Raw genomic sequence first — 23,907 nt, 5'->3', positions numbered from 1 at the left:
GTCGCACCTGGGTATGGCGCTTCGTGTCGAGCCCGCGACGACCGGTTTGTTCGCGCCACCTGGGATTGACGGGTGACAGATCCACGACGCCTTGGTGTTCCAGGCAGCGGAGGACGCGGCGGTGGCCTGGATGGATGGCCGCACTGACCGCGCTGGAGGCTTCGTGAGCATGGCCCTGTGCACCCCTGACTGGCTGCTGGAGCGAATCGCCCTGGGCGAGCTGCCCTCGGACGCGCTCGCCGCCGCCCGCGCCAAGCTGGAGCAGGAGCCGCACGGGCGTGCGCGGCTGGCCCGGCTGGAGACGGACTCGGCCCAGACGCTGGCCCGCAACCCGCCGGAAGTGGTGGCTCGGGAAGTGGCCCGTCGCCTGCGGACCTCCGCGCACATCGAAGCCCACGCGGCCCGGCAGCCAGCGCGCCAGGGCTGGCACGGGCTGTCCCTGAGCATGCCGGTGGCCGCGTGCCTCGTGCTGCTGTTCCTGTCCTCCCAGCAGGACATGGCGATGGAGCCGCCCGCGCTGATGCCCGCACGCGTCGAACTGCTGGAGACGGTGGGCATCAAGGGCGATGCGCGGCTCCTGGTTTACCGCCAGGACGAACGCGAGGCGGAGCTGCTGTCGGACCACACGCCCGCGCGACGAGGAGACTTGCTCCAGCTCAGCTATATCTCCGGAGGCAGGAGCCACGGCGTGGTGGTCTCCGTGGACGGGCGGGGCGCGGTGACGCTGCATCATCCCACCACGCTGGTGGGACCCACGAAGCTTCAGTCGGGAGACGCGGTGTCCTTGATGCATTCCTATGAGCTGGACGACGCCCCGGGGTTCGAGCGCTTCTTCCTCGTCACCTCGGATTCACCGCTGGACGTGGGCACCGTGCTAGAGGCAGCGCGCCTGCTGGCCCGTCACCCCACCGAGGCAAGCATCCGGCCGCTCCCGCTTCCGGGTACCCTGGCCCAGACATCCTTCACGTTGGAGAAGGTGCCGTGATGCCGCGGTCGCTCCTGTTCCTGTCCCTGTTGCTCCCCTCGCTGGCCCTGGCGGCTCCCGCCACGCCCGCGCCCGTCGCCGTCCGTCGCTTCGCGCTGCTGGTGGGCGTCAATGACGGCGGCCCTGGCCGTGCGCGGCTCCGCTACGCCGTCACCGACGCGAGCTCCTTCGGCAACGTGCTGGAGGAGCTGGGCGGGGTGTTGCCGCAAGACCGGCTGATGATGCTGGAGGGAGACCGCGCCGCGCTGGAGCAGGCGCTGGCGCGCTTCAAGGCCATGGTCGCCGCGGCGAAGTCGCCCGGCGCGCGCACCGAGGCGCTCATCTACTACTCGGGCCACTCGGACGAGGAGGGCCTGCTGCTGCACAAGGACCGCTTCGGCTACCGCGAGCTGCGCCAGGCACTGGAGCAGCTCCCCGCCGACGTGCGCATCGCCATCCTCGACTCGTGCGCCTCCGGCACGCTGGCGCGGCAGAAGGGAGGCGTGCGCCGTCCCGCCTTCCTCGTCGACACGTCCTCCGCCGTGCGCGGCCACGCCATCCTCACGTCCTCCTCCGAGGACGAGGTGTCGCAGGAGTCCGACCGCATCGGCGGCTCGTTCTTCACGCACAACCTGGTGTCGGGCCTGCGCGGCGCCGCCGACTCCACGGGCGACGGGCGCGTCACGCTCCACGAGGCGTACCAGTTCGCCTTCCACGAGACGCTCGCGCGCACCGAGCGCACGCGCGCCGGAGCGCAGCACCCCGCCTATGACATCGAGCTGGCCGGCACGGGCGAGCTGGTGATGACGGACCTGCGCACCACGTCCGCCGTGCTGGTGGTGGGCGAGGGCGTCGAGGGCCGCCTCTACATCCGCGACGAGCCCGGGCGCCTCGTCGTGGAGCTCAACAAGCTGGCGGGCCGCGCCACGGAGCTGGGCCTGCAGCCCGGCCGCTACACGGTGATGCGCGAGTCGCGCGGCGCCAGCTCCCAGGCAGCCCTGACGGTGGGCGATGGCGGACGCACGGTGCTGGCCGACACCGCCTTCGTGGCGATGAATGGCGAGCTGACGGCGATGCGCGGCGGCGCTCCGCTCGCGGGCTCGCAGCCGATGGTGACGCCGCTGGACGGCTCGGGGCGCCGCTATCGCTTCCTGAACCTGGGGCTCGCTCCGAAGCTGCAGACCAACGACCTCTTCGGCGCGAATGGCGAGGTCGACAACGCCCTCTCCGTGTCGCTGGGCGTGGCGAGCCTGGGGCAGCTGAATGGCTTCGCGATGGCGCTGGGGGCGAACTGGAACTCGGCCTCCATCCGCGGTGTGCAGATGGCCATTGGCGGCAACGTGGTGCGCGGCGAGGTGTCGGGCATGCAGATCGCCGTGGGCGGCAACTGGGCCAGCGGACGGGTGGGCGGCGTGCAGGCCGCGGTGGGTGTCAACGTCGCGCGCCAGGGCGGAACCATCGGCCAGCTGGCGGTGGGCGCCAACGTGTCCAGCACGTCCATGTCCGGCCTGCAGATGGCGGTGGGCTCCAGCTGGGTGGACGGCGACTTCGAGGGCTACCAGGCCGCGGTGGGCCTCAGCATGGTGCGCGGCCACATGTCCGGCGTGCAGATGTCGGTGGGCATGAACTGGGCCGACTCCGCGCGCGGCGCGCAGCTCTCGCTCATCAACATGGGCGGTGACGTGGACGGCATGCAGCTGGGTCTCATCAACATCGCCGGGAAGATGAACGGCGTGCAGCTGGGCCTCATCAACGTGGCGCAGAACCTGGAGTCCGGCATCCCGGTGGGCCTGCTGAACATCGTGCAGAACGGCCAGTTCCACGTCGAGGCGTACGGCAGCGACGTCAACTTCGCCAACATCTCGCTCAAGGTCGGCAGCCGCTACCTGTACACCACGCTCGTCGCGGGCATGGGCTCCGTGTCGGACTCGCGCGGCCCCAGCCACTGGACGATGGGCGTGGGCATCGGCGGCCATGTGCCGCTGTCCGAGCGCTTCTTCTTCGACGTGGACATCGTGACGAACAGCATCCACGAGTGGGGCGGCTCGTTCGAGGACAACCGGCTGCTGCACCAGGCCCGGTTGATGGCCGGCTTCCAGCTCGCCTCCCGCTTCGCCATCATCGCGGGCCCTACCTTCAACGTCATGCACACCACGGACGGTGAACCCGTCACGTCGCTGAGCCAGTTCTCCAAGACGACTGACCGGGACCTCCTGTTCTGGCCCGGTGTCCAGGTAGGTCTGCGCCTCTGACGGGCCTCCCGGAGTGGAGCGGATGGCTCCCATCAGCCGGACGAAATCGATGCCCCCGGTATGCCTTTCCACCGGGTGCTTCCCGGTGAGAGGCTGGCCGAACGGCCGTTGGCATGGCCGGGCAATCCTTGCCCTGGGGGCACGATGTCCAAGTTGCTGTTCGCGGCATTCAACGAGGGCGCCAAGCTCTCGATGACCGGCCAACATGAAGCCGCGATCTCCGCCTTCGACAAGGTCCTCGCCGTGGACCCGAAGCACTTCCCGGCCCTCACCGCCCAGGGCTCCTCCCTCGCCCGACTGGGCCGCGCCGACGAAGCCCTGCGCTGCTTCGAGCGCGCCATCGAGGTGGACCCCTCCGCCGCGGACCCTCATCGCGACGCCGCCCTCTGTCAGCTGGAGCTGGGTGAGCCCGAGGCGGCGGCCGAGTTGATGGAGCGCGCCGTCCAGCTCAACTCGGACCCTGGCTACCGCGAGGCCTCCGCCATCGAGGTCTACGAGCGGGGCAACGCGCTGCTCACCCGGGGCCCCCGGCGCCCGGACAAGGCGCGCTACCGGCAGGCCCGCCACACCTTCGAGCTGGCGCTGGAGTTGTCCCCCGCCTACGTCGAGGCCGCCAAGGCTCTGGCCGACGTCTGGGAGCACCTGGGCGACACCGCGCAGCGAGACCACTACGCCCAGCTCGCCCTCCGCCTGCGGCCCGTGGCGGGCTGAGCAGGCGACGGGACAGGGGAACGCGCGCCCCGACGCGCCTCCACGCACGGCTTCGCGAGGGATGACGCCCTTCGCGGACGCATCGCCGCGTTCCCGCTGTTACCCCTCCGCGCGGGCATTCCGCGCTACAATTCAAGATTAGTCCGACAACACTGCCCGGAGAACCCAGAAGATGATTGTCATGCTCGAGCCGGACTCCCCCGAGTCCGTGGTGTCCGCCGTCCTCCAAGTCGCCTCCCAGTACAAGGGCGTGACGCCCCGTCCCCACGTCATGGCGGGTGCTGAGTACACCGTGACGGAGGTCTACCTGCTGGGCCCCACGGCGCAGGTGCCGACGGAGGTCTTCGAGCAGATTCCGGGCGTGCGGCAGGTGGTGCGCGTGTCGCAGAAGTACCGCGTCATCGGCCGGCACAAGGGCCAGCGGGCGTCGACGGGCTTCGACTACAACGGCGTGACGTTCGACGAGAAGAGCGTGCAGTTGTTCGCCGGCCTGTGCGCGGTGGACACGAAGGAGAACGTGGAGTCGATGATGGCGGCGCTCGCGCGCTGCGACATCCGCACCACGCGCATGGGGGCGTACAAGCCGCGCACCAACCCGTACGAGTTCCAGGGCCTGGGCGCCGCGTGCCTGCCGTGGGTGTTCGAGTCCGCGGGCAAGCACGGCATCAAAGTGGTGGCCATGGAGGTGACGCACCCCCGGCACATCGACGAGATTCGCGACGCGCTGGAGCGCTCCGGCAACGCCACGGGCGTCATGCTCCAGGTGGGCACGCGCAACGCGCAGAACTTCGAGCTGCTCAAGTCCATTGGCCAGCAGCGCGTCTTCCCCGTGCTCTTCAAGCGCGGCATGGGAATCACGCTGGAGGAGTCCCTCAACGCGTGCGAGTACATCGCGAGCGAGGGCAACCCGAAGATTGTCTTCTGCCTTCGCGGCGTGAAGACGCACCTGGGCGACCCGCACCGCAACATGGTGGACTTCGCCCATGTGCCGGTGGTGCGCCGGCTCACCCGCATGCCCGTGTGCGTGGACCCGTCGCACGCCATCGGCCGCGCGGACGCGCCGCCGGACGGCCTGCCGGACATCTTCCACTCCATTGGCCAGGGCCTCATCGCGGGCGCGTCCATGGTGCTGGTGGACTTCCACCCGCACCCGGAAGCGGCGCTGTGCGACGGTCCGCAGGCGCTGCGGTTGGAGCAGCTGGCGTCGCTCCAGCGCTACACGCAGATTGTCCGCGAGGCGTACCTGTCCGTCGTGAAGAATGGCGACGGCAGCCAGTCCACGCCGGCGTAGCCGCTCAGGCCACGCCGTAGCTGCCGAGGACTCGCAGGGTGATGCAGGCAGCCTGGGCGGCCTCCACCGCCTCGCGCACCCGCGGGTCCTCCAGCGCGCCGCCCACGTCCATGCACCACACGTACTCCCACGCGCGGCGCTGGGGACGGGACTCCAGGCGGGACACCTCCAGCCCTCGTCCGGAGAAGGCCCCCAGCACGCGGTACAGCGCGCCGGGCTCGTTCTGGACGGTGAAGGCCAGCGCCGTCTTTCGCCGAGTCCACGCGCGCGGCGGCGCGGCGCCCACGGTGATGAAGCGCGTGTGGTTGTCCGGCGAGTCCTCCACGCCTTCTTCCAGCACCTTCAGCCCGTACAGCTCCGCGGAGGCGCGGCTGGCGATGGCGGCCGTGCGCGGCGGGGCCTGCTCGGACAGCTTGCGCGCGGCGATGGCGGTGTTGGCCTCCGCCACCGGTTGGATTCCCCGTCGCCGCAGGTAGCCCGCGCATTGGGCCAGCGCCTGGGGATGCGACAGGGCCCGTTCCACGTCCTCCAGCGCCAGGCCCGACGGCGCCACGAGGCAGTGGTGGATGCGCAGCGACAGCTCGCTGGAGACCTCCAGGTCGTGCTCCAGGAGCAGGTCCACGTTCTCCACCACCGGTCCCCCCAGTGAGCTCTCCACGGGGAGCACGCCCGCCGCGACGCGGCCCTCGGCCACCGCCTCGAAGACGGCGCGGAAGGTGGGGTAGGGGACGGCTTCCACGTCAGGCCCGTAGAGCGCGCGCAGCGCCTCCTCGCCGTAGGCGCCGTGTTCCCCCTGGAACGCGACGCGCTGCTGGGACGCCTCAGCCATGGCTCCCCTCGGCGCGGCCATACGTGCCCAGCACGCGCAGGAAGGAGGTCAGCGGACGGATGTCCTCCAGCGCGGCCGTCAGCGGCGCGGAGGCGGCGTGGCCCTCCACGTCCACGTAGAAGCGGTACTGCCAGGGGCTGCCCGGAATGGGACGCGACTCCAGCTTGCTCAGGTTGACGCCGCGCAGGGTGAGTCGCTGGAGCATCTCCCCCAGCGTGCCGGGCTTGTGCTCCAGCACCATCAACAGGGACGTCTTGCACGGCACGCCCGGGGCCAGCGGCGTGGGCTCGCGGCCCACCTCCACGAAGCGCGTGTAGTCGAACTCCGGCTGCAGCCCGCGCGCGAGCACCTCCAGGCCGAAGCGCTGGGCGGCCGTCTCGCTGGCGATGGCGGCGACGGTGAGGTCATTGCGCTCACGCACCTTCTGCGCCGCGCCGCCCGTGTCCGCGTCCGGCACCGCGCGCGCCCACGGCAGCTTCTCGCGCAGGAACGCCTCGCACTGGGACAGGGCCTGCGGATGCGAAATCACCTCGCGCAGGGCCTCCAGCTTCGCGCCCGGCAGGCCCAGCAGCCGGTGGTCCACCTGGCTCACCAGCTCCGCGGTGATGACCACGCCGCCCTCGGCGAGCAAATCGTACGTCTCGTTCATGCTGCCGGCGGTGGTGTTCTCAATCGGCAACAGCGCCAGGTCCATCTCCCCTCGGCGCAGCGCCTCCACCAGCTCGCGCGAGTGGTCGAACCCGGTGAGCAGCACGCCCCCGGCGCGGCCCGTGTAGCGGCGGCGCGCGGCCAGGTGGCTGTAGGAGCCCTCGACGCCAGGGTAGCCCACGCGCAGCGGCGTCGTGTCCAGCCGCGTGACGAGCGCCTGCTGCCGCGCGACGGACATGTCGATGACCAGCCGCCAGAAGCGCTCCACCTCGTGTGGATCCAACCCGTGCTCGGCCGCGCGGGTGCGGATGCGGCGCAAGAGGAGGTCCTCGCGGCGCTGGTCCCTGAACGGCGCGGCCGTGGCCAGCTTGGAGCGGGCCACGTCATCCGCCAGGTCCATGCGGCGTCGGAGCGCGTCGAGGATCTCCTCGTCGATGTTCTCGATGGCGGTCCGCAGCGCGTCCAGGTCCAGCGGCGACGTCATCGCGAGGTCTCCGCGAGCTCCCGGGACATGAGGTGATGCGGGCCGATGCCCGGCATCTCGAACGGGTCTCCGTGCGGGACGAAGCCCAGTGAGCGATAGAAGCCCGAGGCTGTCGACCGCGCGTTGCACCACAACTGCGTGCCCCTCTGTGTCACGGCGTGCTCCATGCAAGCCTTCAGCAGGGCCGCGCCCAGACCCTGACCCTGTCGTCCCTGCTCCACGGCCATGCCCCGCAGGCGCCAGGCGGTGATGGCCTTCAGCGCGTAAGGTGGCGGCTCCCGGTACAGGGAGGCCACCCCGAGCAGGCGGCCTTCCGCATACAGGCCCAGATGGAGGGTGTCCCTGTCGTCATCCCCCGGATAGACGACGGCCTCGGGAGGCTGGTGGGGGCGAAGGACGGCGCGGCGCAGCCCGCGTGTCTCCGCGGCTGGAATCCGGCGGATTTCTGATGAGCTCACGAATTCGAGTATGCCGGTTTCCGACCTCGTGCGTCCTCATTCCGTGGAAGCCGATGAGGAGGTCTTTTCACCGTGAAGGGTACCGCCATCCTGGAGCAGCCCGGAAGTCCAGCGCGCGCCGAGGCCGCGTGGGATTTCGACGCGCTCCTGGAGGCGGAGCAGGCCGGGCTGCTGCGGCTGGCGCGTCGGCTGGTGTGGGACGGGGAGGAGGCGAGGGACCTGGTGCAAGCCGCCCTGGCTGATGCCTACGAGAAGCGTCATTTTCTGAGGGACGCGAAGGCGGGCCCCGCGTGGCTCAGGCGCATCCTGGTGTCCCGCGCCATGGGCCACCTGCGTCGGCGACGCGTGTGGAACGTGCTGCGCGAGGCGCTGGACTGGGGCACGCCGCTGGCGCTCTCCCCAGAGGAGCAGTTCGTCGGCGCGGAGCGGTGGCGCGCCCTGGGCCTCGCGGTGCGGGCACTCCCCGCGCAGCAGTCCACCGCCTTCACCCTGCGCTACCTGGAGGGTCTGGAGTTGGATTCCGTCGCGGAGGCCATGGGCATCGGACGAGGCACCGTCCGCATCCACCTGTATCGCGCACTCAAGAAGCTCAAGGCCGAACAGGCCCTGGAAGGAGACACGCCATGAGATGCCACGACGTGGCCACCATCCTCCTGGAGTCCGCGCCGCCGTGGGCTCCGGAAGCGCGGGCCCACCTGGAGGGCTGTGAGGACTGTCGCGCGCTGGCCGCGGGGCATGCCTCGGCGTCCGCGCTGCGCCTGCCCCAACCGCCGCCCCTGGCCCCGGTTCCTCGCGAGGCCGTGCTGTGCGTGGTGCGCCGTCGCAAGGTCCGCCGCCGCGTCGTCGCGGGCGCCGCCGCCTCCTGCTGTGTCGTCCTGCTGACGTGGCTGTCGAGCTCCGAGTCCCCGTCACCGGAGTCCCCCGCGCTCCAGTCCGAGTACGCCGAGGTGTTCGAGCCCGGCACAGCGCCGCATCCCGAGCTGGGCCTGCGGCGCGCCGAGGGGATGGACGACGTCGACCTGGGCGCCGTGGCGCGGCTCGTTCGAGAAGAGCGTGGCTCGCTGTCGTGGCTCGTCACGGAGGTGCGCGGCTATTCGCGCCGCGACGTGGTGGCCCGCGACGACACCTACAAACCTTTCGGGACGATGGCCGCCTGGCTGCGTCCCCCTGATTCCCGCGCGCTGGAAACCCCGCCGTTCCGAACGGCGGTCCTCTCATTCGATTCACAGGAGTCATTGCCATGAAGAAGACACGCGTCTCCGCGCTGCTCACGGCCGCGCTGGCCCCGCTGCTGCTGTCGTCCACGTCGGCCCTGGCCCAGCCAGAGGACGACTTCGTCCTCCACCGCGCGCCGCCCGGCGCCACCACGCTTCACGTGGGCCCCGGTGGAGGCGCGCTTCCTCCGGGACAGTTCCCCGCCGCCGCGCATGGCATCCCGCCGCACCTGGTGGAGAAGCTCGGCGTGCCGCGCGAGGTGGCGAAGCAGGTGCAAGAGCTGACGTTCGATGCCAACGAGGCCATCATCCCGCTGGAGGCGGACCTGAAGCGGGCTCAGCTCCAGCTCGAGCGACTGCTGAGCGCGGACTCCACCGACGAGAGCGCCGTGCTCAAGCAGGTGGAGGAGGTGGGCCGCGCGGAGACGGCGGTGCGCCGCAACCGTCTGGGATTGATGGTCCGCATCAAGCGGCTGCTCGGCCCCGAGCTGTGGCGCAAGCTGGAGGCGGAGATGGGCTCGGTGCGCATCCAGAAGCGCATCGAGATTCGCAAGGGTCCTCCGGGAGACGATGGCCCCGGTGCCCCTCCGCCGCCTCCTCCGCCGCGCAAGCCGTAGCGTTCCGGACAGACGCGGGCCCATTCGACTTGCCCCTCCAAGGTGTCGCGGATGGGCCCGCGTATCCTGGGCGCCATGGCCAACCCGCCGGACCATGAGCGTCAGCTGGAGGAGGATGCCGCCCAGCTTCAACGACTGGGCTACGCGCAGCAGCTCTTGCGCGGCATGGGCGGCTTCTCCAACTTCGCCGTCTCCTTCTCCATCATCTCCATCCTCACCGGAGCGGTGACGCTCTACGGCCACGGGCTGCGCTTCGGCGGCCCCATGGTCATGGGCGTGGGCTGGCCCCTCGTCGCGGTGATGACGTTGGCGGTGGCGGCGAGCCTCGCGCAGCTCGCGTCGTCCTTTCCCACCGCGGGCGCGCTCTACCACTGGGCCGCGATGCTCGGCGGGCCCCGGGTGGGCTTCTTCACCGCGTGGCTGAACACCCTGGGCCAGTTCGCCATCACCGCGGGCATCGACTACGGCCTCGCCGAGTTCCTCGCGGACATGCTCGGCTGGCCTCGCGAGCGCATGTCGGTGCTGCCCCTCTACCTGGCCATCCTCCTGTCCCACGCGGCGCTCAACCACGTGGGCGTGCGCGTCGTCGCGTGGCTCAATGACTTCTCCGCCTGGTACCACGTCGCGGGCGTGGCGGTGCTCATCGGCGCGCTCGCGCTGTTCGCCCCGAAGCAGGACGCGAGCTTCCTGCTCACGCGCTTCAGCTCGGAGACGCCGCTGTATGCCTACGGCTTCCTCATCGGCCTGTTGCAGGCGCAGTGGACCTTCACCGGCTACGACGCCAGCGCGCACATCTCCGAGGAGACCCGGGACCCCACGCGCAATGCCCCCTGGGGCATCTTCCTGTCCGTGGCCGTCAGCGCCGTCGCGGGCTACCTGCTCCTGGGCGCGGTGACGCTGGCCATCCAAGACCTGCCGACGACGGCCGCCGCGGCCAATCCCTTCCTGTATGTGCTGACGCAGGCCTTGGGGCCCGCGCTCGGCGGCGCGCTGGTGTGGGTGGCCATTGGCGCCATGTGGTTCTGTGGCCTGTCCTCGGTGACGTCCAACTCGCGCATGCTGTTCGCCTTCGCGCGAGACAACGGCCTGCCCGCGTCGAAGTGGCTGGCCCAGGTGTCGCCGCGCTTCCGGAGCCCCGCCGTGGCGGTCTGGGTGTCCGTGGCGGGCTCGGGAGTCGTCGCGCTGTGGGCGGAGGCGTACGCGGCCATGGTGGCGCTGAGCACGCTGGCGCTCTACGCGTCATATGCCTTACCCGTCTGGGTGGGCTTCCGCGCCCGCCGCGCCGGGACGTGGGCTCACCGGGGGCCTTGGGACCTGGGCCGCGCGTCGCCGTGGGTCAACGGCGTGGCGCTGGCGTGGAGCGCGGTGGTGATGGTGCTGTTCGTCCTGCCACCCAACCAGCTCGCCGGCTACACGTTCGCCGGCGCGCTGGTGCTCCTGGGGCTCTACTGGGCGCTCGTCCAACGCCACACCTTCACGGGGCCGCAGGTGACGCTGTTGCGGCCTCCCGCGGCCACGGCTACTTCGGCAGCGCCGTCTTCCCCATCTTCAGGATGAGCTTGAAGTGCTCGGCGCTGACGGGGGCCACGCTGAGCCGGCTCCGGGTGACGAGCGGGAAGTCCTTCAGCGTGGCGGTGCCCTTCACGGTGGCCAGGTCCACGGCCTGCTTGAAGGGGGTGATGGCCGCCACCTTCACGGAGGCCCAGTCCTCCTCGGGGGCCGTGGAGTCGGGGCCCGCGGCGGTGAGGACCTTCGCCACGCCCACCACGGCCTTGTCTTCATTGGAGTGGTAGTAGAGGCAGAGGTCGCCGGGCTTCATCGCCCGCAGGTTGTTGCGCGCCTCGAAGCTGCGGATGCCCGTCCACTCCGTCTGCTTGTCCTTCTCGAGCTGAGCGTACGCGTAGACCGACGGCTCGCTCTTGATGAGCCAGTACTGGGGGTTCGCCATGGCGGCGCACCATAGAGCAGCCCGGCCGCTAGTGCAGCCAACGCGACAGTGCGCCGGGACTCCGGGGCGACGTGCTCGAGTCGTCCTCCAGGCCCGTCGTCCCACGCACCTCCAGCAGGGTGCGCTCGACGGACCGGAGCCCCGAGGCCAGGGCCAGCGCGACGCCCTTCGGGTCCTGGAACGTGGAGCCGCCTCGCGTGTTTCCAGAGGTGAGGGCGGACTCGAGCAGGGCGACCTCTTGCTCCCACAGGTCCGCGAGCAGCGGCTCCACGCGTGGGAGGACGTCGAGCAGGGCCTCCGAGGACACGTGCAGCTCCAGGAGGATGCGGTCGACCTGCTCCTGTCGGGCCTCCACGAAGGCCGCCACCTTGGTCTCCGGGGTAGGGGCGCGAGCAACGGCCTGCTCCATCGCCGCGAAGGCCTCATGCCAGACCTGCCTCACCACCACCGCGAACAAGGCCTCCTTGCTCTCGAAGTGGCCGTGGACCCGTCCTGGCTCCAGGCCCGCTCGGCGGGCGATGTCCTCCAGCGAGGAGGCGGAGAAGCCGAGCCGGGCGAAGCTCTCCATGGCGGCGGCGAGGATGGCGGTGCGGTGCTCAGTGCTCATGGTCTGTCCGGGGCCTCGCGGCCGAGCCAGGGAGTCTCGATACACCTCCTCGTCGATTTTCCGCAAGGTGGGTGAGCGGCGGCGTCGTCGCCCGAGTCCGCGTGTCGCCAGGCTGGCGAGGAGCCGCTCCAGGCGTTACCAACCGCCGCCTATTTCGAGAGGGAACAGATGGACCTGGACTTGAAGAACAAGGTTGCGCTGGTGAGCGGCTCCACGGCGGGCATCGGCCTGGCCATCGTCGAGGCCCTGGCGCGCGAGGGCGCCGAGGTCATCGTCAACGGACGCACGAAGGAGCGCGTGGACGCGGCGCTCGCGGAGGTCCGCCGCAAGCAGCCCGACGCGAAGCTGCGCGGTGTGCCGGGCGACCTGGGCACCAGCGAGGGCGCGGCCCTGATGATCAAGGCCGTTCCCCACGTGGACATCCTGGTCAACAACCTGGGCATCTTCGAGCCCAAGCCCTTCGAGGCCATCTCCGACGAGGACTGGCTGAAGACCTTCGACGTCAATGTCATGAGCGGCGTACGGCTCAGCCGGCACTACCTCAAGGGCATGCGCGAGAAGAACTGGGGCCGCATCGTCTTCATCTCCAGTGAGTCGGGCGTGCAGATTCCGGTGGAGATGATTCACTACGGCGTCACCAAGACGGCGCAGATCGCCCTGGCGCGCGGAATCGCCGAGGGCCTGTCCGGGACGAACATCACCTCGAACTCCATCCTCCCCGGGCCCACGCGCTCGGAAGGCGTGGAGGAGTTCCTCAAGAGCCTGTCGACGCAGCAGGGCGTGGACGTGGCCACGGTGGAGCGCGAGTTCTTCAAGAGCGCGCGGCCGTCGTCGCTGCTCCAGCGCTTCGCGCGCACGGACGAGGTCGCCTCGCTGGTGGCCTTCGTGTGCAGCCCCCAGGCGTCGGGCATCAACGGCTCCGCGCTGCGCGTGGATGGCGGAGTGGTGCGGGCCATCCCTTGATGACGTCGATGACGTCGATGACGTCCCCCTGTCGGGGTTGACGTCCGGAAAACAAAAGGCCCGATGTCCTCGCGGGCATCGGGCCTTGTACTGACATCTCGAGTCGAAGCGTCAGGTCTGGTTCGCCATGCCCCGCGTCGATTCCTCAGCCGTCTTGCCGCTCAACAGCGCGCTGCTCGCGTAGAGGGCCAGCCCCATCACCCCCAGCGCCGCCGCTTCCGTCTGAGCCGAGAAGGCGACGCCCATCCACGTCATCACTCCGGTTCCCATCGCGAACGCCGCCGCCACCGCCCCCGCTGCCTTCCTCATCCGCTCGCTCCCTGTCTGCCGGGCCCAGGGGCCCGTTGTGGAACCAAAACTCCTCTCCCTCAACACTCTTCAATTCGCGTGCCGCGCACACACGGTGCGGAATGAGAAGCCATGCGCCCCGCAGTGGGAAAATGTCTTCCATCAACGGGAGGGGAGACTGTCGAAAACACAGGGTCATCCCCCCGTCCGATGCCAGTAATTCTTCCCGGAGCGGGCGAGCTCGATTCACTGGGCATTTCGTAACCCACGGCGATCCATGGGTTTTCCCTCCCAGGGTTGGCTGGCACACCCGCTGCTATGGCAACCGCGCCGAGTAGGACGAAACGGGCCCCGCGGGTGCGGGAGCCCTCGAGACATCCGCAGCGGCGAGGGAGAGGACGATGGGCAAGACGAGCGCGGGGTTCTGGACGGTGTTGGGAGTGATGCTCCTGGGCGGGTGTGCGCACCAGCCGGCGGTGAAGGTGGACAACTCCGAGCAGCCTTACCGGATTGGCCGGGAGGATGTGCTGGACGTGGCGGTGTGGCGTGACGCGGAGCTGTCCCGCACGCTGCCGGTTCGCCCCGACGGCTACATCTCCATGCCGATGGTGGGCGAGGTGCTGGCGGCGGGCAAGACGCCGACGGAGCTGGCAGAGGCGTTGAAGAGCAGCTTCCAGCCGTATGTGCAGGAGCCGCGCGTGACGGTCATTGTCCGCGAGGTGAACAGCAGCCGCGTGTTCGTCACCGGCGAAGTCACGCATCCGGGTGCCTATCCGCTGCGCGGCCGGGTGTCGCTCATCCAGGCCATCGCCCTGGCGGGCGGCTTCACCGACTTCGCCAACTCCGACGGCATCGTGGTGATTCGCAGCGACGGCAACGGCGGGCAGATTCCGGTGCGCTACAGCGACCTCATCTCGCCCGACGGTGGTCAGGACGTGATGCTTCGGCCCGGTGACACCATCGTCGTGCCGTGAAGCAGCGTCGAGGTGAAGAGTCCATGGACGGTGGGTGGCGTAGGCGAGGGAGGACGACGGTGAAGGGCACCTGGAAGAAGTGGCTGCTGACGGGCCTCATGCTCACCGCGCCGGCCGTATCGGCGGCGACCGTGTGGGAGCCTCGGCTGCGTATCTCCGCCGAGGAGCGCTACGACGACGACCTGCGCCTGGGCGCGGGCGCCACGGGCGGCCAGCTGATGACGAAGCTGTCGCCGCGCCTGGGAGTGGAAGGCAAGGACGAGCGGCTCAACCTCAACAGCTACTACGCCGCGGACGTGCTGATGCGGCACGGCTCCGGCAAGGTGACGCTGGACCACCGCGGCGGACTGGAGCTCCGGCACCTCTTGTCGCGGCGGCTCCGGGTGGACACGAACGTGCGCGTCTTCCGCGTCACGGACCCCACCTCGCTGCCTCGAGACGGCCTGGCTCGCTCCACCTCGCCCACGTTCTTCACGCAGGCCCGGCTGGGACTCACCGCCCGGGCGTCGGAGCGAGTGGACGTGCGCGTGGGCTACGCAATGGAAGTGGTGCGCATCCTCGAGAACGGCCAGGAGCCGGGCTATGCCCACACGCCGTCGCTGGAGGTGATGTACCGCACCACGCGCAGGCTGACCCTGGGGATGGAGTACCGCTACCAGGGCTTCTATTACGACAACACGCTGTCCCAGGCGCACGGCGCGGCGGCCACGCTGCGCTACCGCCTGACGCGGCCCACCACGCTCATCGTTCGTGGTGGACCGGTGCGCTACCTGGCCCCCAATGGCCAGGAGGGCGGATGGGTGCCTCGTGTGAATCTGGAGCTGGCGCGCGAGGGTGAGCTGTTCGATTTGGGCTTCGCGGTGGGGCACGACCTGGTGGGAGCCAGCGGCTTCGCCACGGCGCTGTGGGCGGACTACGCGTCGCTGATGCTGGCGCGGCGGTTCGACCACCAGTTCTCGGCGTTTGGAGCGGCCAGCTTCTTCCGCAACGGGCGAGCGCCCTCGCGGGACTGGACGACGTTTAGCAGCACCCCCCTGGTCTCCCAGGGGTACGCAGTGGGTGCGGGGTTGGAGTACCGCTTCAACCGCCGGGTGGCGGCGCAGGGAGCGGTGGACAGGATTGCCCAGGTGGGCGTGGCGGAGTCGGCGGGCGCTGCGGGGGATTTGACGCGCAACGTATTCGCTGTCCGTCTCATCGTGACGGCGTGGTGACAACACGTGAGTGGGTTGGTGGAGGAGCGGATCATGGAGCGTGGGATGACGGCGGACCAGCTGTTGGCCTCTCTCTGGCGCCGCAAGGCGTTGGTGGGAGCCATCACAGCAGCGGTATTCGCGGTGGGAGCGGCCATCGTGATGACGCGGCCGAGCATGTACGAAGCGTCGGCGGTGGTCCGCGTGGAGCCGCAGCGGCCAGGGGAAGACATGGTGCAGCGCACGGTGAGCGAGCTCATCGAACAGCGACTGCTCACGGTGCGCCAGGAGCTCATGGCACGGCCCGTGCTTCAGAAGGCCATCGAGGAAATGAACCTCTATCCGGACATCGTGTCCGAGAAGGGCATGGAGTCGGCAGTCGCGCAGATGCGCAAGGACCTGCAAGTGCGCGTGGAGGGTGAGACGGCGTTTGAAATCACCTACGCCAACCGCGATCCGCAGGTGGCCGCGCAGGTGGCCAACCGGCTGCCCACCATCTTCTCCGAGGAGACGCTGAAGCTGCGTCAGGCGCAGGCGGCGCGCGCCACGGACCTCTTCAACGAGGAGATGGGCAACATGGGCAAGGCGGTCTCCAACTGGGAGCGAAAGATTGCCCAGTTCAAGGTGGACCACCTGGGCGAGCTGCCCGAGCAGATGGAGATGAACATGCGAGGGCTCGAGCGCGTGTCGCACGAGCTGCAGACGAAGTCGGAGGAGCTGCGCGTGGCGGAAGCGCGTCGCTCGGACCTGGCGCGGGCTCGCAACGCGGTGGACAGCGAGGCCGGTCGGCTGGAGTCCGCGGAGAGCGGGCTGACGCGGGCCCTGGTGAATGCCAAGACGACGTGGACGGATGACCACCCGGAGGTCAAGCGCATGCAGTCGGAGCTGGACGGCATGACGACGCGTCGCAAGGAGGCCGAAGGCCGCCTGTGGGCCGAGCGTGCCGAGCGCGGTCGGGTGGCGGGGCTCATCGAGGGCATCCAGAAGGACATCGTCGACCTGCAGGGCAAGGCGGAGGCGTACCAGGCCCGGCTGAACAACACGCCGAAGTGGGCGCACGAGCTGGGTGTCATGAACCGCGACTACGAAATCACGCGCACCAAGTACCAGAGCGTGGTGAGCCGCAAGGTGGAGGCGGAGATTGCCCAGGAGCTGGAGGCCAAGAGCTCCAAGAGCCTGTTCAATGTCATCTCCCCCGCGGGTGTGCCGGTGACGGCGGCCCGGCCGGACCGGATGTCGGGGCTGGCGATTGCACTGCTGGTGGCGCTGGGTCTGGGCGTCCTCACCGGTGCGATGCTGGAGATGCGTGATGACAGCCTGCGCGACGGCACGGAAGTGCGTCAGCGCCTGACGCTGCCGGTGCTGGCGGTGGTGCCGGACATGCAGGGCAAGACGGAGCGGCGCGTGCTGATGCCGTCCCAGGGAGGGCGCAACAACGTGTCTTCCCCCACCTCACTGAACTGACACCCACAGGAAAGGACGGAAACCGAACATGGACCAGACGATGGAGCGGGCGGGCAACTTCCTCCCCCGCGTGGATGAGAACGCGACGAACCCGAACGCGGTGGACCGGCGGGTGGTGACGCTGACCGCGCCGGCCTCGGCGGCGGCGGAGCAGTACCGCAGCCTGTATTACCGGCTGGAGCGGATGCGGGAGCTGCGCCCGATGAAGGTCGTGGCGCTGACGTCGGCGATGCCCGGTGAGGGCAAGACGGTGACGAGCGTCAACCTGGCGATGGCGGCGGCCCGGGCGAATCCGGACCGGCGCATCCTGCTGGTGGATGCGGACCTGCGGCGCGGCGGAGTGGCGGCCACGCTGGGGGTGCGCAACAAGACGGGCCTGGCGGAGCTGTTGTCGGGCGAGGTGGAGGTGCGGGACGTGGTGCGTCGCTTCGCGGCCACGCGCCTGGCCCTCATCCCCGCCGGTGCCCCGCCGGAGGAGCCCTCGCAGGTCCTGGCGAGCCCCCGGATGAAGCAGTTCCTCAAGGCGGTGCGTGAGGGCTTCGACGAGGTGTACATCGACCTGCCGCCGACGCTGCCGTTCGCGGACGCGGCCATCCTGGGTCACCAGGTGGACGGGGTGCTGATGGTCATCCGCGCCAACGTGACGCCGGGCAAGACGGTGCACCAGGCGGTGGAGCAGCTGGCCGGCGCGCCCTTGCTGGGGTGCGTGCTCAATGGCGCGGAGGTGCACGCGACGCCGTACCTGAAGAACTACGAGAAGCAGAAGTAGAAGAGGGCGGTGGCCTCCGCCCCACTCCTGGCGACGGGAGTGGGGCGGAGGTTGAGGATTCCAGGGGGCTGTCGTGAGTCGGGCGGGTTGGTTGGAGGGGCATGTGCTCCGGGTTTTTCACCACTATTTTTCTGCAAAGAAGCTGATGTTCTTCCTCGCCGAAAGCTCGGCGATCGCACTGGCCTGCGTGATGGGCGCGGCGGCCTGTGCGGCACTCTTCGCGCCTGCTGGGACGCAGCCGCCGTTGATGACGCTGTGGCCCACGCTGCTGGGGCTGAGCGCGGCCTTCGTCGTCACGTTCCAGTTCACGCTGTACCTGTTGGACCTGTATGACTTGCGCATCGCCGCGGAGGACCGGGCGCGGGGCTACCGCTTCCTGAAGGCCGCGGGTGTCACGGCGATGGTGACGGGCGGGGTGATGCTGGTGGCCCCGCTGGTGTTGCCCGTCGCGCTGCCTCCGGGCGCGCTGCTCGGTGGTGCCATGGGCGCGCTGGCCGGCACGCTCGTCGTCCGGGTGTCGATTCGCGCGCTGGTGGGGGCGCCGCACGCGGTCCTCATCGTCGGCGACGGCCTCAAGGCCCGCGCGGTGGCGACCGCCATCGATGCGGGCGGCGAGGGCAGCTACCGCGTCGTCGCGCTGGTGGACCCGCGCACCACGGAGGAGCCTCTCGAACACATGGCGGCCCGGATGGGCGCGGCATATGTCGTGCAAGCTGCTGACGACATGCGCGGGGCCAACTGGGTGGACTCACTGCTGAGCTGTCGGCTGCAAGGCCGCCGCGTTTATGACGCGACGGGCTTCTGCGAGCGGGTGCTGCGGCGGATTCCGGTGCAGTTCCTCCGCGCGAGCGACTTCGCCTTCGCGGATGAGCTGACGGTGTCTCCTTTGCGGCGGGCGTTCAAGCGGGCCTTCGACCTGGCGGTGGCGTCGCTGCTGCTCGCGCTGTCGGCACCGTTCCTGCTTCTGGTGGCGGCGGCCATCAAGCTGGATTCGAAGGGGCCCGTCTTCTACCGGCAGGAGCGCACGGGGCTGAGCGGGGTGACGTACTACTTGTGGAAGTTCCGCAGCATGCGGACGGATGCGGAGAAGAACGGCGCGGTGTGGGCGCGTGCGAACGATGACCGTGTCACTCGGGTGGGCAAGTTCATCCGCCGCACGCGAATCGACGAGATTCCCCAGGTGTTCAATGTGTTGATGGGGGAGATGAGCTTCGTGGGTCCGCGTCCGGAGCGGCCCGTGTTCGTCGAGCAGTTGAAGCAGCAGATTCCGTTCTACGGACTGCGTGAGGCAGTGAAGCCGGGTCTGACGGGCTGGGCCCAGATTCGCTACCCCTACGGAGCCTCCGTGGAGGACGCGCGCAACAAGCTGGAGTTCGACCTGTACTACGTGAAGAACGGCTCGCTGTTCCTGGACGTAGGCATCATTTTCCACACCGTGAGGCATGTTTTGCTCGGGCGTGGAGCTCGGTAGGCACACCTCCCGTCGGCCTTCCCTCGAAGGGGGGAAGGCCGGGCGGGGAACTCGCCAGGGGTGGCGGGTTTGGGCGTCGTGGATGGGGGTTGGGTCATGGTGGGCATGGACATGGATTCGCCGCTCTCTGAGTCGTGGGACGAAGCACGTGCCCGTCGGGAGCGTGAGCAGGAGCGGGAGAGGGACCGCAACGAGCTGCTGCAGCCGCACCTGGACAGGCCCACGCGCATCGTCGCCATCGGCGGCGGCACGGGGCTCCCCATGGTGCTGCGAGGGCTGGCGAGGCGCGCGCAGCCCAAGCCGGGCAACCCGGGCGTGGACATCACCGCGGTGGTGGCGATGAGCGACGACGGGGGCAGCTCCGGCCGCCTGCGTCGCCTGCACGGCGCGCTGCCTCCGGGCGACATCCGCAACTGCCTCGTCGCGCTGGCCGGCGGGCGCAGCGCCCTGAAGGAAGTTTTTCAGTTCCGCTTCGGTGGGGCGCGCGGGCTGGCCGGCCACGCGGTGGGCAACCTGCTCATCGCCGCGCTGGCGGAGCTGAAGGGTGACTTCATGGAGGCGGTGCGCATGTCCGGCGAGTTGCTGGGCGCGCGCGGCACGGTGCTGCCGTCCACGCTGGCCTCGGTGCAGCTGGTGGCGCAGATGCACGACGACACGGAAGTCGTCGGCGAGCGCAACATCTGCCGGGCGCAGGGGCGCGTGCGGAAGGTGTCGCTCAGCCCGCGCTCGCCGCCGCCGGTGGAGGGCCTGCTGGAGGCCATCTACAGCGCGGACCTGGTGGCGATTGGACCTGGCTCGCTGTACTCGAGCCTCCTGCCCAACCTGCTGGTGGACGGCGTGGCCCAGGCGCTGAAGGAGACGCGCGCGCTCAAGGTCATGGTGTCCAACCTCATGACGCAGCCGGGTGAGACGGACGGCATGTCGTGCCTGGACCACGTGCAGGCGGTGCGAGACCACGTGGGCCCGGTGCTGGACGCGGTGCTGGTGAACGGCACGCTGCCGACGCCGGATGCGATGCGGCGGTACGGCCGTCGGGGCTCGTTCCCCGTGGACGTGGACACGCGCGAGCTGATCGCCGCGGGTGTGGTGCCGGTGCGGGCCGACCTCCTCAAGGATGGGTCCAGGATCCGACATGACAGCCGCAAGGTCGCCGCCTGCCTGCTGAAGATGGCTCGCAGCGGCTTGTAGCCACGCCTTCCCATCACCACCTTGGGCGCCCGAACATGGAAGCAACCCTGAGCAGCCCCGGGCCGCGCGTCGACGAAGTCGGCGACCGCGCGGCCTTCATGGCCCTGGAGTCGGAGTGGAACGCGCTGGTGGAGGCCACCTCCAACGAGGTGTTCTACCGGCACGAGTTCCTGCGAATCTGGCTGGACAACTTCGCCCCTGGCTCGCGTCTGCGCGTGCTGACGCTGCGGGGCGCGGACGGCCAGCTGAGCGCGGCGCTGCCGCTGTGGGAGGAGCGCACCACGATGTACGGCGTGCCGGTGCGTCAGCTCTCCGGCGCGGCCAACGCGCACTCCTGTCGTTTCGATTTGCTGGCCCGCGAGCCGGACGTGGCCGCGGCCCTGTTCCTTTCGCACCTGCGCAAGCAGGGCGGGTGGGACGTGTTGAGGCTGACGGACGTGCTGGACAGCGGCGCGGCGTGGCGGCTGCACGGCGCGGCGCGCAGCGCGGACATGCCCGTGGGGGCGTGGGAGTCGCTCCAGTCGCCGTACATTCCGCTGCCCGCCACGCGGGAGAAGTACCAGGCGTCGCTCCAGGCGAAGTTCAAGGCGAACTGCCGGCGTCGGCGTCGCAAGCTGGAGGAGAAGGGTCGCGTCACCTTTGAGCGGGTGGACGGCGGGCTGGACCTGGAAGGCGCGCTGGAGGAGGGCTTCCTCCTGGAGCAGAGCGGCTGGAAGGGTGAGCGCGGCACGGCCATGGCGCAGGACACGGCGACGCGAGGCTTCTACACGGAGCTGGCGCGCGACGCGGCCTACCGCAAGAAGCTGGCGCTGTACTTCCTGCGGCTGGATGGCAGGCCGGTGGCCTTCCACTTCGGGCTGGAGGATGGCGGTCGCTACTTCCTCCTGAAGCCCGGCTACGACGAGCAGCTTCGCGAGTGCAGCCCGGGCCAGCTCCTCATGGAGGAGGTGGTGGGGGCCTGCATCGACCGGGGCCTGCGCGAGTTCGATTTCCTGGGGCCCGACATGGTGTGGAAGCGCGACTGGACGGAGCAGGTCCGGCGCCACACGTGGCTCTACGTCTTCAATGACTCCGCCTTCGGCCGGGCGCTGTGCGCGGCCAAGTTCCGGTGGAGCCCGGCTGTGAAAGAGGTGGTGGCGAAATGGAAGCGATGACTCCCCCGGGCAAGATGTTCGTGCCGTCCCTGCCCACGCTGTGGCCTGGCATGCTGCTGTCCAAGCCCCGGCCCGGAGCACTGCCGCCTTTCTCCTCGCCCAACGTCCGGTACTTCTACTTCGCCCGCAACGCCGTGTGGCTCACGGTGAAGATGCTGGGGTTGGACAAGGGCGAGGTCCTGATGCCCTCGTACCACCACGGCGTGGAGGTGGAGGCGCTGGTGGACGCGGGCGCGACTCCGCGCTTCTACCGGGTGGGGAGCCGCTGGGACGTGGACCTGGAGGACGTGGCGCGGCGCATCGGTCCCAAGACAAAGGCGCTGTACCTGACGCACTACGCGGGCTTCCCGGGCCCGGTGGAAGAGATGCGCAAGCTGGCGGACCAGCACGGGCTGGTGCTGATTGAGGACTGCGCGCTGTCGCTCCTGTCGTCGGACGGCTCGGTGCCGCTGGGGACCACGGGTGACGTGGGCATCTTCTGTCTCTACAAGACGCTGCCCGTGCCGAACGGCGGCGCGCTGGTGGTGAACGGGCCGCGCTCCTACAGCCTGCCGGAGCCGCCGTCGCCGCCGTCCGCGTCGACCTTCAGCCACACGGTGTCCGCGCTGCTGCAGAACCTGGAGCTGCGCGGTGGGATGGCGGGGCGCACGCTGCGCGGCCTGGTCCGCACGCTGGGACACGGCACGGTGAAGGCGGCGAGCATCGAGCGCGTGGCCACGGGCACGCAGCACTTCGACCGCAAGCACGTGGACCTGGGCATGAGCCCGCTGACCAGGCGGATCGCCCTGGCTCAGGACCTGGAGTCCATCGTCGAGAAGCGGCGTCGCAACTACTTCTACCTGTTGGGACGGCTGCGGGACGTGGTGCCGCCGCTGTTCAACCAGCTCCCGCCGGGGGCGTGTCCGCTCTTCTTCCCGATGGTGGTGCAGGAGAAGGCGGAGGTGCTGGCGCGGCTGAGGGCGAAGGGAATCGACGCCATCGACTTCTGGAAGCGCTTCCATCCGGCGTGCGACCCGGCGGCGTTCCCCGAGGTGGCGCAGCTGCGGCGCAGCATCGTGGAGATTCCGTGTCACCAGGACCTGTCGCCGGAGGTGATGGCGGACGTGGCGCTGGTGGTGCGCGACGCGGTGCACGCGGAGAAGCGGAACAAGAAGCGCGCGGGATGAGTGGGACGGTGGCGGTGGGAGGGGCGATGTTCCCCTCCGGGGAGGCGGGACGGTGATTCGCGAAGACGAGCTGAGGCAGGGGCCGCGCGCCGCGCAGCGGCTGGACGTGAGCGCCGTGGGCAGTCTGTCCGCGCTGGCGGGGATGCGCGCGGAGTGGAACACGCTGGCGGATTCGAGCCACGCGGGGCCCTTCAATTCGTGGGAGTGGCTGTACCCGTGGTGCCGGCGAATCGAGCCGGGCCGCAGGCCCCTGGTGCTCACCGCGCGGGACGCGGCGGGGACGTTGGTGGGGCTGTTGCCGCTGGGGTTGGAGACGCGGCGGGTGACGGGCATGCCGGTGCGGCGCCTGGGCTTCCTGGGCGAGACGCACGTGGGCAGCGACTACCTGGACGTCGTGGCCCGGCGGGGCGCGGAGCGCGAAGTGGCGGGGGCCTTCGCGCGGATGCTGGTGGCGCTGCGTGAGGAGTGGGACGTGCTGGACTTGACGGACCTGCGCGAGGACTCCGTCACGGTGGATGTGCTGCGCGAGGCCTTCTCCGGACACGACGTGCGGCTGTCGGAGCGGTACGTGTGTCCGTACGACGTGTTGGACCCTCGCGAGCCGTTCGATGCGTTCCTCAAGCGCACGGGCCGGCGCGACAACTACTTGCGGCGGCGCAAGTGGCTGGAGAAGCAGGACGGCTACCGCATCGAGCGCACGGAGGCGCCGGGCGAGCTGGCCGGGCCGATGACGGACTTCTTCCGGCTGCACTCGGCGCGGTGGGCGGACGACGGCGGCTCACAGGGCATCAAGGGCACGGGTGTGGAGTCGTTCCACCGGGACGCGACGCAGTTGCTCGCGGAGCGGGGACGGCTGCGGCTGTACACGATGAAGGTGGGCGGACAGGCGGTGGCCTCGGTGTACGGCATCGTCCATGGGGACCGCTTCGTGTACTTCCAGTCGGGGTATGACCCGGCGTGGCGCAACCGCAGCGTGGGCCTGGTGCTGGTGGGTGAGACGTTCAAGGACGCGATGGAGGCCGGGCTCACCGAGTACGACTTCCTGCGCGGCACCGAGACGTACAAGTCCGACTGGGTGTCGAAGCAGCGGCGCACGGTGTCCGTGCGCGTGCACAGCGGGACTCGCGCGGGGGACTGGTTCACCCGGGCGGAGGAGCTGGCGCGCAAGGGACGCAACGCGGCGAAGCAGTTGATGCCGGGCACGTGGGTGGAGAAGGTGCGCCGGTTCCGGCGTCGCCGCGCCGCGGTGAGCTGAGT

The 23,907-nt window shown here is 69.8% G+C and carries 24 protein-coding genes; 18 read left to right on the top strand and 6 right to left on the bottom strand.

All coding sequences use genetic code 11. The features are described from left to right. Nucleotides 1-94 precede the first annotated feature (94 nt). The 4 genes from ACN469_RS10510 to ACN469_RS10495 all read left to right on the top strand — a co-directional run bounded on the left by ACN469_RS10510 (nt 95) and on the right by ACN469_RS10495 (nt 5,218). Complete coding sequence (locus ACN469_RS10510; RefSeq protein WP_498766697.1) at nt 95-985, top strand: ActD protein; 891 nt, start codon at nt 95-97, stop codon at nt 983-985. Next, nucleotides 985-3,216 (top strand): caspase family protein, encoded by a 2,232-nt coding sequence (locus ACN469_RS10505; protein WP_498766695.1) that lies wholly within the window; start codon nt 985-987, stop codon nt 3,214-3,216. Before ACN469_RS10510 ends, ACN469_RS10505 begins: the two co-directional genes overlap by 1 nt. Before the next feature lie 144 nt (nt 3,217-3,360). After that, a complete protein-coding gene (locus ACN469_RS10500) occupies nt 3,361-3,927 on the top strand; it encodes a tetratricopeptide repeat protein (protein WP_498766693.1) in 567 nt (188 codons plus the stop codon). 172 nt (nt 3,928-4,099) lie between these two features. Next, nucleotides 4,100-5,218 (top strand): 3-deoxy-7-phosphoheptulonate synthase, encoded by a 1,119-nt coding sequence (locus ACN469_RS10495; RefSeq protein ID WP_498766691.1) that lies wholly within the window; start codon nt 4,100-4,102, stop codon nt 5,216-5,218. Nucleotides 5,219-5,222: 4 nt separating this feature from the next. Here ACN469_RS10495 and pheA read toward each other — a convergent pair whose 3' ends face one another. Genes pheA through ACN469_RS10480 form a run of 3 tightly spaced genes read right to left on the bottom strand, consistent with a single transcriptional unit; the run spans nt 5,223 to nt 7,637 of the window. Continuing rightward, entirely contained in the window at nt 5,223-6,047 is an 825-nt protein-coding gene (gene pheA / locus ACN469_RS10490) for a prephenate dehydratase (protein ID WP_498766689.1), read from the bottom strand. After that, a complete protein-coding gene (locus tag ACN469_RS10485) occupies nt 6,040-7,179 on the bottom strand; it encodes a bifunctional chorismate mutase/prephenate dehydratase (RefSeq protein WP_498766687.1) in 1,140 nt (379 codons plus the stop codon). The genes pheA and ACN469_RS10485 overlap by 8 nt, the downstream gene beginning before the upstream one ends. Then, a complete protein-coding gene (locus ACN469_RS10480) occupies nt 7,176-7,637 on the bottom strand; it encodes a GNAT family N-acetyltransferase (RefSeq protein ID WP_498766685.1) in 462 nt (153 codons plus the stop codon). The genes ACN469_RS10485 and ACN469_RS10480 overlap by 4 nt, the downstream gene beginning before the upstream one ends. Nucleotides 7,638-7,709: 72 nt before the next feature. On the opposite strand from ACN469_RS10480, the gene ACN469_RS10475 reads away from it, so the two are divergent. Genes ACN469_RS10475 through ACN469_RS10460 form a run of 4 tightly spaced genes read left to right on the top strand, consistent with a single transcriptional unit; the run spans nt 7,710 to nt 11,025 of the window. Further along, nucleotides 7,710-8,264 (top strand): RNA polymerase sigma factor, encoded by a 555-nt coding sequence (locus ACN469_RS10475; protein WP_498766683.1) that lies wholly within the window; start codon nt 7,710-7,712, stop codon nt 8,262-8,264. Next, a complete protein-coding gene (locus ACN469_RS10470; RefSeq protein WP_498766681.1) occupies nt 8,261-8,881 on the top strand; it encodes a hypothetical protein in 621 nt (206 codons plus the stop codon). The genes ACN469_RS10475 and ACN469_RS10470 overlap by 4 nt, the downstream gene beginning before the upstream one ends. Continuing rightward, nucleotides 8,878-9,468 (top strand): periplasmic heavy metal sensor, encoded by a 591-nt coding sequence (locus tag ACN469_RS10465; RefSeq protein WP_498766679.1) that lies wholly within the window; start codon nt 8,878-8,880, stop codon nt 9,466-9,468. The genes ACN469_RS10470 and ACN469_RS10465 overlap by 4 nt, the downstream gene beginning before the upstream one ends. 51 nt (nt 9,469-9,519) lie before the next feature. Continuing rightward, nucleotides 9,520-11,025 carry an amino acid permease gene (locus ACN469_RS10460; protein ID WP_498766677.1) on the top strand — a complete coding sequence of 502 codons (1,506 nt, stop codon included), beginning with the start codon at nt 9,520-9,522 and terminating at the stop codon, nt 11,023-11,025. Here the strand turns inward: ACN469_RS10460 and ACN469_RS10455 are convergent. Together ACN469_RS10455 and ACN469_RS10450 are read right to left on the bottom strand one after the other, a co-directional pair. After that, nucleotides 10,988-11,416 carry an EVE domain-containing protein gene (locus ACN469_RS10455; RefSeq protein WP_498766675.1) on the bottom strand — a complete coding sequence of 143 codons (429 nt, stop codon included), beginning with the start codon at nt 11,414-11,416 and terminating at the stop codon, nt 10,988-10,990. The genes ACN469_RS10460 and ACN469_RS10455 overlap by 38 nt on opposite strands. A gap of 28 nt (nt 11,417-11,444) precedes the next feature. Next, nucleotides 11,445-12,023 (bottom strand): TetR/AcrR family transcriptional regulator, encoded by a 579-nt coding sequence (locus tag ACN469_RS10450; RefSeq protein WP_498766673.1) that lies wholly within the window; start codon nt 12,021-12,023, stop codon nt 11,445-11,447. Nucleotides 12,024-12,191: 168 nt separating this feature from the next. Between ACN469_RS10450 and ACN469_RS10445 the strand changes: the two genes are divergently transcribed. Continuing rightward, nucleotides 12,192-12,986, top strand: coding sequence for an SDR family NAD(P)-dependent oxidoreductase (locus tag ACN469_RS10445; protein ID WP_498766671.1), 795 nt, complete (start codon nt 12,192-12,194; stop codon nt 12,984-12,986). A gap of 111 nt (nt 12,987-13,097) precedes the next feature. Here the strand turns inward: ACN469_RS10445 and ACN469_RS10440 are convergent, their stop codons facing one another. Continuing rightward, nucleotides 13,098-13,295, bottom strand: coding sequence for a hypothetical protein (locus tag ACN469_RS10440; protein WP_498766669.1), 198 nt, complete (start codon nt 13,293-13,295; stop codon nt 13,098-13,100). Between the two features lie 380 nt (nt 13,296-13,675). On the opposite strand from ACN469_RS10440, the gene ACN469_RS10435 reads away from it, so the two are divergent. From ACN469_RS10435 to ACN469_RS10395, 9 genes are all read left to right on the top strand, one after another. Then, the gene (locus ACN469_RS10435; protein ID WP_498766667.1) at nt 13,676-14,248 is read left to right on the top strand and encodes a polysaccharide biosynthesis/export family protein; all 573 of its coding nucleotides are present in this window, start codon (nt 13,676-13,678) and stop codon (nt 14,246-14,248) included. 59 nt (nt 14,249-14,307) lie between these two features. Next, nucleotides 14,308-15,459 (top strand): hypothetical protein, encoded by a 1,152-nt coding sequence (locus ACN469_RS10430; RefSeq protein ID WP_498766665.1) that lies wholly within the window; start codon nt 14,308-14,310, stop codon nt 15,457-15,459. A gap of 33 nt (nt 15,460-15,492) precedes the next feature. Continuing rightward, nucleotides 15,493-16,902, top strand: a complete 1,410-nt coding sequence (locus tag ACN469_RS10425) for a GumC family protein (RefSeq protein WP_498766663.1) — start codon at nt 15,493-15,495, stop codon at nt 16,900-16,902. 28 nt (nt 16,903-16,930) lie between these two features. Further along, entirely contained in the window at nt 16,931-17,671 is a 741-nt protein-coding gene (locus ACN469_RS10420) for a CpsD/CapB family tyrosine-protein kinase (RefSeq protein WP_498766661.1), read from the top strand. Nucleotides 17,672-17,774: 103 nt separating this feature from the next. Further along, entirely contained in the window at nt 17,775-19,142 is a 1,368-nt protein-coding gene (gene exoE, locus ACN469_RS10415) for a polyisoprenyl-phosphate hexose-1-phosphate transferase ExoE (RefSeq protein WP_498766659.1), read from the top strand. 96 nt (nt 19,143-19,238) lie between these two features. Beyond that, nucleotides 19,239-20,330 (top strand): gluconeogenesis factor YvcK family protein, encoded by a 1,092-nt coding sequence (locus tag ACN469_RS10410; protein ID WP_498766657.1) that lies wholly within the window; start codon nt 19,239-19,241, stop codon nt 20,328-20,330. 35 nt (nt 20,331-20,365) lie between these two features. Beyond that, nucleotides 20,366-21,484 carry a GNAT family N-acetyltransferase gene (locus ACN469_RS10405; protein WP_498766655.1) on the top strand — a complete coding sequence of 373 codons (1,119 nt, stop codon included), beginning with the start codon at nt 20,366-20,368 and terminating at the stop codon, nt 21,482-21,484. Next, complete coding sequence (locus tag ACN469_RS10400) at nt 21,472-22,650, top strand: DegT/DnrJ/EryC1/StrS family aminotransferase (RefSeq protein ID WP_498766653.1); 1,179 nt, start codon at nt 21,472-21,474, stop codon at nt 22,648-22,650. The genes ACN469_RS10405 and ACN469_RS10400 overlap by 13 nt, the downstream gene beginning before the upstream one ends. A 52-nt stretch (nt 22,651-22,702) precedes the next feature. Beyond that, nucleotides 22,703-23,905 carry a GNAT family N-acetyltransferase gene (locus ACN469_RS10395; protein ID WP_498766651.1) on the top strand — a complete coding sequence of 401 codons (1,203 nt, stop codon included), beginning with the start codon at nt 22,703-22,705 and terminating at the stop codon, nt 23,903-23,905. Nucleotides 23,906-23,907: the final 2 nt, after the last annotated feature.

This window comes from Corallococcus terminator, from assembly GCF_049194865.1.
GTDB classification, from domain to species: domain Bacteria; phylum Myxococcota; class Myxococcia; order Myxococcales; family Myxococcaceae; genus Myxococcus; species Myxococcus terminator_A.
This window is presented reverse-complemented; position numbering and strand designations above follow the sequence as displayed.